Origin of the sequence: Methylomicrobium album BG8 (genome assembly GCF_000214275.2) — a bacterium.
Classification (GTDB): domain Bacteria; phylum Pseudomonadota; class Gammaproteobacteria; order Methylococcales; family Methylomonadaceae; genus Methylomicrobium; species Methylomicrobium agile.
In genome coordinates, this window is sequence record NZ_CM001475.1 from 1,178,228 (window position 1) to 1,191,673 (window position 13,446).

At 59.3% G+C, this 13,446-nt stretch carries 13 protein-coding genes; 6 read left to right on the forward strand and 7 right to left on the reverse strand.

All coding sequences use genetic code 11. The features are described from left to right. Positions 1-338: 338 nt before the first annotated feature. Positions 339-737 carry a group II truncated hemoglobin gene (locus METAL_RS05165; RefSeq protein WP_005370274.1) on the reverse strand — a complete coding sequence of 133 codons (399 nt, stop codon included), beginning with the start codon at positions 735-737 and terminating at the stop codon, positions 339-341. A 385-nt stretch (positions 738-1,122) separates the two neighbouring features. Between METAL_RS05165 and METAL_RS05170 the strand changes: the two genes are divergently transcribed. Together METAL_RS05170 and METAL_RS05175 are read left to right on the forward strand one after the other, a co-directional pair. Continuing rightward, on the forward strand, positions 1,123-2,481 hold the full coding sequence (locus tag METAL_RS05170) for a glycoside hydrolase family 30 protein (protein WP_005370275.1): 1,359 nt from the start codon (positions 1,123-1,125) through the stop codon (positions 2,479-2,481). 83 nt (positions 2,482-2,564) lie between these two features. Continuing rightward, positions 2,565-5,738: a hypothetical protein gene (locus METAL_RS05175; protein ID WP_005370277.1), complete on the forward strand. Its 3,174-nt coding sequence runs from the start codon at positions 2,565-2,567 to the stop codon at positions 5,736-5,738. Between the two features lie 189 nt (positions 5,739-5,927). On the opposite strand, the gene METAL_RS05180 is transcribed toward METAL_RS05175, so the two are convergent. From METAL_RS05180 to gcvH, 6 genes are all read right to left on the reverse strand, one after another. Next, a complete protein-coding gene (locus METAL_RS05180) occupies positions 5,928-7,124 on the reverse strand; it encodes a D-alanyl-D-alanine carboxypeptidase family protein (RefSeq protein WP_005370280.1) in 1,197 nt (398 codons plus the stop codon). Positions 7,125-7,421: 297 nt separating this feature from the next. Then, positions 7,422-8,444: a glycoside hydrolase family 17 protein gene (locus METAL_RS05185; RefSeq protein WP_005370281.1), complete on the reverse strand. Its 1,023-nt coding sequence runs from the start codon at positions 8,442-8,444 to the stop codon at positions 7,422-7,424. Between the two features lie 239 nt (positions 8,445-8,683). Continuing rightward, positions 8,684-9,490 carry a nucleoside triphosphate pyrophosphohydrolase gene (gene mazG / locus METAL_RS05190; RefSeq protein WP_005370282.1) on the reverse strand — a complete coding sequence of 269 codons (807 nt, stop codon included), beginning with the start codon at positions 9,488-9,490 and terminating at the stop codon, positions 8,684-8,686. Between the two features lie 5 nt (positions 9,491-9,495). Beyond that, positions 9,496-10,431 (reverse strand): carbohydrate kinase family protein, encoded by a 936-nt coding sequence (locus METAL_RS05195; protein WP_005370283.1) that lies wholly within the window; start codon positions 10,429-10,431, stop codon positions 9,496-9,498. Further along, on the reverse strand, positions 10,428-10,799 hold the full coding sequence (locus METAL_RS05200; protein ID WP_005370284.1) for a diacylglycerol kinase: 372 nt from the start codon (positions 10,797-10,799) through the stop codon (positions 10,428-10,430). The genes METAL_RS05195 and METAL_RS05200 overlap by 4 nt, the downstream gene beginning before the upstream one ends. Before the next feature lie 46 nt (positions 10,800-10,845). Further along, a complete protein-coding gene (gene gcvH / locus METAL_RS05205; protein ID WP_005370286.1) occupies positions 10,846-11,232 on the reverse strand; it encodes a glycine cleavage system protein GcvH in 387 nt (128 codons plus the stop codon). Between the two features lie 268 nt (positions 11,233-11,500). Here gcvH and METAL_RS05210 point away from each other — a divergent pair, with 268 nt between their 5' ends. Genes METAL_RS05210 through METAL_RS05220 form a run of 4 tightly spaced genes read left to right on the forward strand, consistent with a single transcriptional unit; the run spans position 11,501 to position 13,423 of the window. Beyond that, entirely contained in the window at positions 11,501-12,172 is a 672-nt protein-coding gene (locus METAL_RS05210; protein ID WP_005370288.1) for a protein-L-isoaspartate(D-aspartate) O-methyltransferase, read from the forward strand. Between the two features lie 49 nt (positions 12,173-12,221). Beyond that, on the forward strand, positions 12,222-12,353 hold the full coding sequence (locus tag METAL_RS21950) for a hypothetical protein (protein WP_342633130.1): 132 nt from the start codon (positions 12,222-12,224) through the stop codon (positions 12,351-12,353). Between the two features lie 51 nt (positions 12,354-12,404). Next, the gene (locus tag METAL_RS05215) at positions 12,405-12,890 is read left to right on the forward strand and encodes a protein-L-isoaspartate(D-aspartate) O-methyltransferase (protein ID WP_051040321.1); all 486 of its coding nucleotides are present in this window, start codon (positions 12,405-12,407) and stop codon (positions 12,888-12,890) included. Beyond that, a complete protein-coding gene (locus METAL_RS05220; protein WP_005370290.1) occupies positions 12,887-13,423 on the forward strand; it encodes a M23 family metallopeptidase in 537 nt (178 codons plus the stop codon). The genes METAL_RS05215 and METAL_RS05220 overlap by 4 nt, the downstream gene beginning before the upstream one ends. Positions 13,424-13,446: the final 23 nt, after the last annotated feature.

The window sequence follows — 13,446 nt, forward strand, 5'->3', positions numbered from 1 at the left end:
CGGCACTGGTAAGAGGGCCATGACGCGGCATGATGAAGACGTGAATGTTGCGATTTTCATTGTGATGTAGTGTATTTTGCAACGAGCCGCTGTTTCCGCTTCGGCGCTTCACTATCGCGTTTCGACAAGCACACCCCGCCAGCTTTTTATTAATTATATGAACGGATATTTTCTCATAACTATTCAGGGATAAAAATCAATTAATGAATAGGGTATTTAGCCCGGTAGGTCGGGCACACGCTGTTTCGTGCCTGACCGTAAGCGCCCAGCCTCGCTCAGACATCATGGCTTATCCCGACTCAGGTTTTTTAGATCATCGGCTTGCCGGGACGTGCGGGTTACGGCAGCCGCTCCGTCTCCTGATTGATCATGTGCGTGGCAAGGTGCTGCAGCGCTGCCTGCATATGGGTTCTCATTTGCGGATCCATGATCATTTCCGCCAGGGCTTTATTCATGCACAGCATCCACTGGTCGCGCTCCGCTTCGCCGATCGCGAACGGAAAATGGCGGGCGCGCAGCATCGGGTGGCCGAATTCTTCCATGTACAGATTGGGGCCTCCCAGCCAGCCGGACATGAACTTGAACAGCTTGTCCCTGGCGGAGGCCAGGCTGGGCTGATGCATTGCGCGAATGCCTTGCGCTTCGGGCAGGATGTCCATATAGAAGTAAAACCGGTCGACCAGGCTGCGGATGGCCTGTTCGCCTCCGATGGCCTCGTAAGGCGTGAGGGTTGTCATGACGGATTGTGCTCTTTGAGATACGGGGGTTGTATTTGTTCATGCCCGGGCCGTATAGCCCGCTTCTGCGGGCAGTCAGGGGCGGTGATTTTCCTTCCGGATGCGCAACGCTCAACAGGCGCCGCCCGGATCGGACGGATTGCTAAGATAGCGAATGCATGCCAAATGCAATACCGCGGGAATTTTATCAGTATTTTGCCGTCACGGCTGCCGCCCGCCTGAAAAATAATGGCTGAAAAAATTCATGAGCCGCGCCAAAGATTCGCTATCATTTTCCAAATGAAATGGGCTCCGGGGCCGCCTTTCGGCTTTCGTCGAGCCGAATTTTTGCCGGGCTGAAAGCACCGGTGCCGGCTTATTATCAAACGACTTCGGAGAAAACCGGATGACAGCGCAGCGGCTTGTAAGGCAATTCTGTACCGCCCGCGACACGGCCGACCGGCTTGCGGAACGGGCGCCGATCGAATTCGTGCCGGCCTCTGAGCCTGGAGGCCCCGCGGTTTTCATCGACACCCAGGTCAAGTTTCAGGCGTTTCTGGGATTCGGCGGCGCTTTCACCGAAGCGGGGGCAACGACGCTGGACAGAATGCCCGCCTCGTTGCGCCAGGAAATTCTGGCGGCCTATTTTTCGCCGCAGCAAGGCCACGGTTACACCGTATGCCGGACCCCTATCAACAGCTGCGATTTCTCGCTCGGCAACTATGCCTACGCAGAGGTCGAGGACGATGTCGAGCTGAAACACTTCAGCATCGACCGGGACAGGCGAACCCTGATACCGATGATACGCGACGCGATCGAACTGGCCGGCGGGCAGCTCAGCCTGTTCGCTTCGCCGTGGAGCCCGCCGGCCTGGATGAAGACGAACCGGCGGATGAACGGCGGCGGCCGGCTGAAACCCGAGTACCGTCAGGCCTGGGCCGATTATTACGTCCGCTACGTTCGGGAATACGGGAAAGCGGGCATCCCGATCTGGGGAGTGACCGTGCAGAACGAGCCGGAAGCCTCGCAAACCTGGGATTCCTGCCTCTATACCGGCGAGGAAGAGCGCGATTTCGTTAGGGATTATCTCGGCCCGGCCCTGCATCGCGTCGGGCTCGCCGATGTCAGACTGATCATCTGGGACCACAACCGCGACCGGATGTATGAACGGGCCAAAATCGTCCTGGACGATCCGGACGCCGCGCGCTATGTCTGGGGGATCGGCTTCCATTGGTATTGCGGCGATCATTTCGACAATGTCCAATTGACGCACGATGCCTACCCGGACAAACACCTGATTTTTACCGAGGGCTGCCAGGAAGGCTGGCCGCATCTCGGCGCCTGGGAGCCCGGCGAGCGCTATGCCCGTTCGATCATCCAGGACCTTAACCGTTGGACGGCAGCCTGGGTGGACTGGAACCTGGTTCTGGACGAGAACGGCGGGCCGAACCACGTGAATAATTTCTGCAGCGCGCCGATCATTGCCGACACGCAAGCCGGGGCGGTTCGCTATCAAAGTTCCTACTATTACATCGGGCATTTCTCGCGCTTCATTCGTCCCGGCGCCCGCCGGGTCGTTTGCGCCAGTACCTCGGATGCGCTCGAATCGACCGCGTTTTTGAACGCCGACGGCACGGTGGCCGCCGTGGTGTTGAACCGCTCCAGCCAAGCGATCGACTTTGATCTGAAGATTCCGGGATTACAGGCCAAGACCGCCATTCCCGCCCGCGGAATCAAGACTTATCTTTTCGACGATCGACGATGAACTCGCCGGAACGCTTTGCCGGGATCCCCGCCTTGAACGATTTCGCCGGTTGCGCTGAAATCAAAACATTCTGAAACTGCATCATGAATCAGACCTACGCTTTCAGAGACGATTACCGCTGTTTCGTGATCGAGCAGTACAACGAACGGCCGCCTTTCGCCGGTTTTTTGCCGGGGATTGCCGGTATCCGGGGGCGCCCCGCCTGGGCTTTTTACGTCAATCGCGGCCAAGCCGTCGCGAGTTTCGGCATCCGCAACAAGGACGGGGCTTTTTTGGAGTTTTATCCGGCCGACAAGGCGTATCAACTCACTCCATCCCGCGGCTTCCGGACCTTTCTGAAGCTTGCCGATCGCGATCGGATGATCGCCCACGAACCTTTCCAGCGCCGGGCAGGGCCGGATGTCATTCAGCGCCTCTACGTGACAGCCCACGAAGTCGGGGTCGATGAGATCAATCCCTGCGTGGGGATCCGCATCCGGGCCGATATGTTCACCTTGCCGGAAGAAGCGTTCGTGGCGGGCCTGGTCAGACGGGTCGAAATCGTGAATCTCTCCGCGCAGTCCCGCATCATCGAGATCGTCGACGGTTTGCCGCAAGTTTTGCCTTACGGACTCAATCAATGGGGCGTCAAGTTCATGAGCCGGACCTCGGAAGCCTTCATGCGGGTCGAAGGGGTAGAGCAAAACCGGCCTTTTTATCGACTGAAGGTTTGGCCGTCCGACACCCCGGAGGTCGAACCGGTGATACCGGGCCATTTTTTCGTGGGTTTTTTGAACGGCGAGCGTAACCGTGCGGTGGTGGATGCCGAGCGGGTTTTCGGCCTGGCGGGCGATTTATCCAGGCCGGAACGCTTTTTCTCCGAAGATCGGCCGGATTTTTCCACTCAAGTGACGTCCAACCGGACGCCCTCGGCTTTCCAGGCAATGACCCTCGAACTCCGGCCGGGAGAGCGCCGGGTATTTTACGGCCTATACGGCCATGCGCCTTCGCTGCCGGACCTGGACTCATTTCTGGCCGGGATCGATGCGGAGAGCTTTTTCGAGGCGAAACGGGCGGTCAACCGCCGCTTGCCGGAGGGCATCACTCGGCCTGCCTTTACCGCAACCGCCCGCCCGCTGTTCGATGCGCACGTCCGTCAGTGTTATCTGGACAACGGCCTGCGCGGCGGTTTTCCGACCGCCGTGCCGGGCGGCGCGCGCCTGTATCTGTTCGGCCGCAAGCATGGCGATCTGGAGCGGGATTACAACGATTTTCTGCTCCGGGATACGCCGTTTTCGGAAGGCAACGGCGATTTTCGCGACGTGCTGCAAAACCGCCGACTGGACCTCTTTTTCGATCCGGCCCTGGATGCCAAAAACATCCGCTATTTCTTCAACCTGATCCAGCCGGACGGCTACAATCCTTGTTCGCTCAGGAATTCAAGTTTCGCTGTCGAGTCGCCTCAGAACTTTGCGTCTTATTCCGGCCGGTTTCCGGCGCTGGAAAAGTTGTTCGACCGCGAGTTTAAATACGCGGAGCTCTGGACGGCGCTCGAACAAGCCGCGTCCGAGCGGCCGGCGATCTTGCAGGACATTCTGGCGCAGGCGCAGGAAGTCGAGGATGCGGAATTCGACCGGGGCTATTGGAGCGATCACTGGACCTATCTGGTGGATTTGCTGATCAATTACCAGGCCGTTTATCCGGACCGCCTGCAGGGTTTGTTTCTGGAAAAAACCTATACCTTTTTCGATCCCACCCATGCGGTCTTGCCTCGCGCCGAAAAATACGTGATGACCGCCCGAGGCGTGCGCCAGTTCGGCGCGGTGCGGGCGCGTTCCGACAAGATGGCCTTGATCAAATCCCGAACCCGGCGCCGCTACCAGGTCCGCGCCCAAGGTGGGCAGGGCGAGATCGTCTATACCACGCTGCTCGGCAAGATTCTGACGCTCGTGGTGAATAAACTGGCTTCCCTGGACCCGGGCGGCGTGGGGATCGAAATGGAGGCCGACCGGCCGGGCTGGTGCGACGCGTTGAACGGCCTGCCCGGCCTGTTCGGTTCGTCCGTAAACGAGACGATCGAGCTCAAGCGCCTGGTCGACTTCACTGCGCAAGCGCTGGCCGATCTGCAAGGCGAATTTTCCTTGCCGGCGGAACTGGCCGATTTCATGGCCGGGCTGGAAGCGCTGCTGCAGCGCCCGAACCTGACGGATGACTCCTTCTGGCGGGACGGCGGGGCTTTGAAGGAAGCCTATCGGGACAAGACCTTCATGGGCTTTGCGGGCGCCGAACGGCCGGGTTCGATTGCCGGCTTGCGGGCCTTTTTGAAGACGGTTTCGTCTCATCTGGACGCGGCGATCGTCAAAGCGCGCAGGCCGGAAGGGATCATTACCTATTTTGCCTATGAAGCGGCGCAGTACCGGAAAATCGGGCCGGGCCGGGCGGAAGTGATACGCTTTCGCCAAAAACCGCTGCCGCTGTTTCTGGAGGGTTTCGTGCATGCGCTGCGCATCGCGGAACCGCAAGAGGCCCGCGCCTTGTATGAGGCGGTAAATCAGTCGGCATTGTTCGATGACAAGCTGGGCATGTACCTGCTGAACGCTCCGCTCGGGGAAAATGCCCTGGACCTGGGCAGGATCGGCATTTTCAACTACGGCTGGCTGGAGAACGGCTCGATCTTCCTGCACCTGCATTACAAATTCGTGCTGGAAATGGTGCGGGCCGGTCTGGTCAATGAATTCTACCGCCGGATCGACCAACTGCTGGTGGCCTTTCACGATCCCGCCGAATACGGGCGCAACCCGGCCGAAAGCTCCAGCTTTCTGGTCAGCAGCGGTTTCACCGTCGATCCGCGCCAGCACGGGCGCGGCTGCGTCGCGCGCCTGTCGGGCTCGACGGTCGAGCTTTTGCACCTGTGGCTTTACCTTTTCCTCGGGCCGGAGCCTTTCGTCGCCGAGCGGGGAAAACTGCGCTTCCGTCCCGCGCCGCTGCTGTCGAAGTCGTTTTTCATGGCGGATGCGCAATGCGTTCACCCTTTCGGTACGGAAGAGAAATTGCCGGCCGGCAGCGCGGCCTGCGCCTTATTCGGATCGACTCTGCTGGTTTATCGCAATCCCCAGTGCAGGGATACCTTCGGCTCCGCTGCGGCGATGCCGCGCCGTTACCGTTTGTACGGCCGGGACGGCAGCGAGCGGACGATCGAGGGCCGGGAACTGGAAGGCCGGGCGGCGGAGTCGCTACGGCTGGGCCTTTTCCGGCGCGTCGAGGTCGAGCTGGAATGATGAATCTTATTTCGGCCGCCAGACACAGGTCGCTGCTGGGTTCGTTCTGCGGGATGATCGCCTCGATGAGGATGCCCCCCGCTGCCGCATTGCCTGCAAGCAGCGGTGAAAAGGTACGCACAGCGCACTCTATAGCGACTTGCCCCCTTGGAAAGGGTGTATCGCGATGAGCGCTTTGCGAAAAATGATTTACTTGGATTTTTTGGTTTTCTTGACCGTTTTTTGGCTGGCGGCCGGCTTTACGGTCTTTTTCTTTGTGACGGCGGTTTTCTGGGCGGTCCGCGTTACGCCGCTGCGTTTGCCTGGGGCGGTCTTGGCTCGGACGGCCGGAGCGTTGCGTTTGGCGGCGGCTTTTTGGGCGGCCTGCTTTCCGGCGGCAAGGCGATGATAGCCTGAAGCGGTCCGAAGCGGCTTGTGCGCGCGGTAATGCTTGGCGGCGGGCTGTCTGTCTACGACGCGGTGATAGTTGCCGTCGCCGGCCGCGGAAGCGGCCTGGATGCCAGGATGCTTGCCGCAGTCGAGCTGATAGGGCGGTTCGCCCGATGCGCTGGCGGTCATCATGCCGATGTTGCGGTAGGAACCGTCGCCGTAACGGTTGGAGAAGCCCGCATCCATCATGTTCATCATCAACTGGTAACGTTCGGCGCTGGTCGAGCCGCCCAGGATGATTCCGATCAAGCGTTTGCCGTTTTGCAATGCGGAACTCATCAGGTTGAAGCCCGAGCCGCAGGTAAAGCCGGTTTTCATCCCTTCCGCGCCGGGATAGCGGGCCGTGAATTTGTTGATGCCGTGCAGTTCACGGCCTTTGAAGAAAAAGCCGTGGCTGGCGAAATAGGGATAATAGTTCGGAAAATGCTTCATGATTTTCCAGGCCAGGACGGCCAGATCGCGGGATGTGGTGACCTGCAGATCGTTCGGCAGGCCGGTCGCGTTCATGAAGCGGGTATTGTACATGCCCAGTTGGCGCGCTTTGGCGGTCATTTGCCCCGCGAAAGCCTCTTCGGTGCCGCCCAAATGCTCGCCGAGCACGACCGCCGCATCGTTCGCCGAGCGGGTAATCACCGCCAGGATGGCTTCTTCGACGGTCAGGATTTCGCCTGCGCGGAGTCCCAGCTTGCTTTGCGGCTGCCGGGAAGCATGGTAGGAAGCGGTCATGCCGTCATGCAGTCCGATACGCCCCTGGGCCAGCGCCTCAAAGGCCATGTACAGCGTCATCACCTTGGTCAGCGAAGCGGGATACCAGGGATGCGTCGCGTCGATTTCATGCAGGACATTGCCGTTTTCGGCATCGATCAGGATCGCGGCATGACGCGCGTGGGCGGCGCCGGCCGCCAGCAGCGCGCCGAACGTCAGCAGGACAATAACAAACGACTTTACTTTACGCATTGAAAAAATCTCGAAAACTCTGACCGATCCAAAACAGGCCGGGGTGCAAGGAGGGGCTGACTGATTGGAGTAAAGCAGGTCGACCGCAATGATCTCCGAAGAAATCAGGGCGATTTAAGCGGTATGCCGCATAAACTCCGCGGCAAGGAGACAAAAGTTTTTCATCCTGGCAGCTCGATCCCTAAATCCGACTTAAGCAGAAACCCGTCTTTATTATTTTAGCAAAGACTGAAAAGGGGAGAAATGTATTTGTAACGGCTTTGACATCCCACTCAGGATACTTGTTAACCATAGAAATCAATCCCGCTTGCCGTGGTCGGGCGGCGGAACCAGATTGTCCAGACATTCGTAGGGGGGCTCTCCCGCACAGATTCCCCAGGAGTCTCCGAATAAGCCCTCCTTTTGGGATTTCCAGGGTTCCGAGAAGGCTTCGAAAATCACCGAAGACCATCGGTTTTCGGCCATTTTTTCCAGCGTGGAGCGGATCACCAACGCCTGGTTCCGGCGCCCGGCGATACCGCAATGCTCGCCGGTGCGTGCGTTCACTTCGGTCCCGCCTTCGGGCGCATAAGGCCAGCCGAATTCGGTCAGGATTACCTCGACGTCGGGGTAAGTGCGCCTGATCTCATTCAGGCGCTGGACATGGAAGTCGGCGGCTTTTTCGGCGGGGGTACACGAATGCACGCCCGCGTGCTTGTTTTCCCACCAGGGAAAGATATTGGTCCCTATCCAGTCGACCCGGTTGGCGAAAACGGTTTGCTGGCACGGGGTGGCGCGGTTGCACCATTCCCACCAGGTGTCGATCGTGGTAATAGGCTGGGCAATCTTCGCTTCGCGCATCGCGTCGAGGCAGCGGATGATCTCGCTGTCCAGCGCAGTACCGTGGCGGGTCCGGACTTCCGATCCGCAGCTGAGCTTGATGATCGTGTTCGGATAAGTCCGGGCGAGCGCGATGCCGTGCGAGATCGATGCCGAGTTGACGGCAACATCGTCGTCGAGCCAGAGGATTGCGATCACCTTGATTCCGCGGGCCTCGGCCGCCGCGAAGGTCGCATCGAGGCCGTTCAGGACGCCGTAGGTCATGATGCAGCGGAAAGGCGTCTTTTCGACCAGTACGTCGAGCAGTTGCTCGATCCGGGCTTTCGACGGATGCGGGCCGTAATCGGGATTCAGTCCTTTCACGTAGGGGCTGAAGGCGACGCACTGGAGCGCTTCCGATTGGGGCGGCGTCTGGGGTGCTCCCGGATTTTCGCGCGCCGCGGCGGGCCGGAAGGTCATCAGCAGCAATGACAGCGCTAAAAGGAAGAAGATTTGTCTCATGAAAACCTATGAAGATGCGGAAACGGCGAAAACGGTGCGGACGGAGCGGCACAATGCCGTTAAGTTAAGGAACTCGGTAGACCGGATAAGCGAAGCGCCCTTTTGTGCTCTATGGGTATCCGGCGTCCGTGTGGCGGATGCGCTTCGCTTATCCACCCTACAGGGTACTTCCCTTTTAACTTAACGGCATCGGGGGAAGTATGTCCCGTCCGGCAGGGATATTGCCGATCTATCGCCCGTCAATCGGCCTTGCGTTTGAGCGCCTGTTTCGCCTGATGCCAGAAGGCGTCGAGTTCGTACAGGTCGCAATCGGTCAAACTGCGCCCCGAGGAAGCGACCTGCCGTTCGATATAATGAAAGCGGCGCGTGAACTTTCTGGTGCTTTCCTTCAGCGCCAGTTCGGGATTCACGTCGAGATGCCTTGCCAGGTTCACGACCACCAGCAGCAGATCACCGATTTCCTCGCGAATGTGATGGGGATCGCCCGACTTCCAGGCTTCCCTGACTTCTTCGAGTTCCTCCATCACCTTGTCGAACACCGGCGGCGTATCGGGCCAGTCGAAGCCGTGCCGGGCGGCACGGTCCTGGATCTTTTCGCATTCGAGCAGGGCGGGGAGGCTGGCCGCGACGCCCGCCAGCACGCTGGCCGGCTCCTCCGGCTTCGCTTTCGCCTGGCGTTCCTCGTCCTTGGCCTGTTCCCAGGCTGCCTGCCGCTCCGCGTCGGTTTCGAAGACCGCGTCCGCAAACACATGCGGATGCCGGCGGATCAGCTTGTCGCAGAGGCTTTGGGAAACCTGCTCGAAATCGAACAGGCCGTGCTCCTTCGCAAGCTGCGCATGAAAGACCACCTGCAGCAGCAGATCGCCGAGTTCGGCGCGCAGATCGTCCATGTCGTTGCGCTCGATCGCGTCGACGACTTCGTATGCCTCTTCGATCAGGTAAGGGATCAGCGTCGCGAAATCCTGCTTGAGGTCCCAGGGGCAGCCTTGTTCGGGATCGCGCAGGCGCGCCATGATGTCCAGCAGGTGTTGGGTATTTTTCAGCATGTCGGTCAGAACTCGGCGTCGAAGCTTTCACGGTAGCGCTGTTTGAAAGCCTCCGTGTCGAAGCTGTGGTTCTGCGTGCCGTTATGCTCGATCTTGATCGTGCCCATCAGGGAGGCGATCCGGCCGGTCACTTCCCAGTCGAATTCGTTCATCAGGCCGTACAGCAGGCCCGCGCGGTAGGCATCGCCGCAGCCGGTCGGGTCGAGCAGTTGTTTCGGCTGGGCGGAAGGAATTTCGATGCAGCGGCCGTGGGTATAAATTTTCGAGCCTTGTGCGCCGAGCGTCACGATCAACGCCTCGACGCGCCCGGCCAGTTCCGGAAGCGACAGGCCGGTGCGCTGCTGCAGCAGTTCGGACTCGTAATCGTTGACCACCGCCCAGGTAGCCTGGCCGAGGAAGGTCAGGAGCTCTTCGCCGTCGAACATCGGAATGCCCTGGCCCGGATCGAAGATGAACGGAATGTCGAGTTCCTTGAACTGCGCCGCATGCAGCAGCATGCCGTCCCTGCCGTCCGGCGATACGATGCCGATCGTAATGTCGTCCCGGTTGGTCGGTACCGAATTCAGATGCGATTCGCTCATCGCGCCCGGATGGAACGCGGTGATCTGGTTGTCGTCTTCGTCGGTGGTGATATAAGCCTGTCCGGTGTAATGGTTGTCGAGAATCCGGATGAATTCCCGCGACAGGCCGTTCTGGCAGAGCCATTGCATGTAGGGTTCAAAATCGTGGCCGACGGTCGCCATGATCAAGGGATCTTCGTCGAGCAGGCCCAGGTTGTAGGCGATGTTGCCCGCGCAGCCGCCGAACTCGCGGCGCATCACCGGCACCAGGAACGACACGTTCAGGATGTGCACCTTGTCCGGCAGGATGTGGTTCTTGAAGCGGTCATGGAAGACCATGATCGTGTCGTAGGCCATCGAACCGCAGATCAATGCGCTCATGATTTAACTCCTATTAAAATATAAGTCCAAGTGATGGCGGCCCAGACCAGCGACAGCATCACGGCGGCGGAACCGATGTCTTTGGCCCGGCCCGACAACTCGTGGCGTTCCAGCCCGACCCGGTCGACGGTCGCCTCGATCGCCGAATTCAACAGCTCGACCAGCAAGACCAGCACCACGCTGCCGATCAGCAGCAGTTTTTCGATCGGCGTCCGGCCCAGCCAGATCGCCAACGGCGTGGTGACCAGGAATATCAATACTTCCTGTCTGAAGGCTTCTTCATGTGTCCAGACGGCTTTGAAGCCGGCCGCCGAAAAGCTGCACGCATTGAGGATGCGTTTAAACCCTTTTTCAGTTTGATATGCCATGCATTACTACAAAATTGTTTTGAAACGGATTGATGCGTCCGGGCGCCTATTCGGCCTCGATCATCGCTTGATAGGCATCGGCGTCCATTAAGTTGCTCAGTTCGGAAGCCTCTGCGGTTTTTACGCAAAAAATCCAGGTATCGTAGGGCGCGTCATTGATTTGCTCGGGACTGTCGGACAAGGACTCGTTGACCTCGACAACTTCTCCCGAGACCGGGCTGTACAAGTCGGAGGCGGTTTTGACCGATTCGACCACCGCGCATTGTTCCTTGGCCTTCACCCGGCGGCCCACCTCGGGCAGCTCGACGTATACTAGATCGCCCAGCTCCTGCTGCGCGAAATCGGTAATGCCGACGCGCACCACGTTGCCGTTTTCCAGTTTGGCCCATTCGTGGGTCGCGGCATATTTCAGACTGTTCGGCAAATCACTCATCTCGTCCTCTCCTGATCATTTACAAAATCTTTAAGCTGCGCAAGCCTGCGCCAGACGTTCGTTTTTTGCCCATCATACCATCTAAATGCGTGCTTTCTCTACCAAGCCTGGGAAAACGCCGGCGCTGCGGCATCCGCTCCCCTGCAAAACCGCGGCCGGGAATCCGCCGGCAGCCCGGCGCGAAGATTTCATTGGCCGTAATCCTGAAGCGAGTATATTGTGGGGCGCGGGAGTCCAAATTTATGTCGATTTTTCGGGTCAACGTCCTATGAAAAATATTCATCGCATGCTGGAAGACATCAAACAGGAAACGCAGTCCACCGCCTTTCTGACCGGCCGCAAAGCGCTTTCGCCGGAGGTGATGGCGGCGATGAGGAAGGTGCCGCGCGAGCAGTTTGTCGCGCCCGGCATGGAACCGATGGCGTTCGACAACGGCCCCTTGCCGATCGGTTACGGGCAGACCATCTCTCAGCCGTTCATCGTCGCGCTGATGACCGATCTGCTCGGCGCCAAACTGACCGACAGGATCCTGGAGATCGGCACCGGTTCGGGTTACCAGTCCGCGATTCTGTCGCTCCTGGCGGGGCAGGTTTATACGGTCGAGGTGATAGAGGACTTGAGCGTCGAAGCCGCAGCCCGTTTCGAAAAGCTCGGCTATCGGAATATTCACGTGAAGACCGGCAACGGCTATGAAGGCTGGCCGGAACAGGCCCCGTACGACGGCGTGATCGTCACCGCCGCCGCGCCTTATATTCCCGAGCCGTTGATCGCGCAACTGAAAGCGGGCGGCCGGCTGGTGATTCCGGTCGGCCGGCCTTTCGAGCACCAGGAGTTGATCGTGCTGGAAAAACAGGAGCACGGTGACAACAAGCTCGGCAAGATCCTCGATGTTGCCTTTGTGCCTTTGGTGGATAAGGATCATTTGAAAAAATGGCACTAATCGCAAGCGCAAAGGTCGCATAGCTAAATTCGGAGGAAGGAACTTCGCCATGATCTATCCAACCTGTATGCGGACTGCGGTATTGCTGCTCTTTTTCGCGGGTTTCGCCCGCGCCGAAACCGATGCCTACGTACCGCAGCGCGCGGCGATGGTGGCCGAGATCGAAGCGAATATGGCGTAGACGGCGGGGCTTTTGGGGCGGAAAGGGCTGTCTTCCGAGGTCAGGGCGGCATTGGGCAAAGTACCCAGGCACCAGTTCGTCGGCGAGGAGATGCGGCCGTATGCCTATCAGAACCGTCCCCTGCCGATCGGCCACGGCCAGACCATTTCGCAGCCTTACATCGTCGCGGTGATGACCGAGTTGCTTGATGCGAAGCCCGGCGACAAGGTGCTCGAAATCGGCACCGGTTCGGCCTACCAGGCGGTGGTGCTCGGCGCGGTCGGCGCCGAAGTGTACACCATCGAAATTGTCGAACCTCTGGCGGCCGCCCGCGAGCGGATCGCCAGACTCGGGCTTGCGAACATCCATACCCGTACCGGCGACGGCTACTACGGCTGGCCCGAAGCGGCGCCGTTCGACGCGGTGCTGGTCACCGCGGCCGCCAGCCATATTCCGCCGCCTCTGATCAAGCAGCTGAAGCCCGGAGGGCGCATGCTGACTCCGGTCGGCGACTGCTTCAATGTGCACTTATATTCGGTTAGGACTATACGCCAATGACTGCCAGCTTCAAGAAAAGCAAACTTGGGTTCGGACTCGCTGTCCTGGTCCCGATTTTCTTTTTGTTCGGCATCGGCCTTTTTTTCGAGCAAGGTATCATCATTCCGGTCAAAGGCCCCGCTCCCAGGGATTGGAATCCGGCGTCTTTCTGGAGCCCCGTCTGGGGTGCGTCCGGCGTCCATAAAGGGATCGATATTTTCACCCCGCGCGGAACGGACGCGCTGGCGGCGGTTTCCGGGCTGGTCGTGTTCCAGGGCGAATTGAAACTGGGGGGTAAGGCGCTGGCGGTACTCGATCCGAAATGGCGGCTGCACTATTATGCGCATCTGGATTCGGCCGCGGTCAGAGCCGGGGAATGGGTATCTCAGGGAAGCGTCGTCGGCAAGGTCGGGAATACCGGCAATGCCCGCGCCAGGCCGCCGCATCTGCATTACTCGCTCATCAGCTTGATTCCCCGCTTCGGCCGCTATTCCGGCCAGGCGGAGGACTGGAAGCTGATGTTTTTTCTCAACCCCGCGGATTATCTGGGTTAGGGCATGAAAAAGGTGAAGGCAGC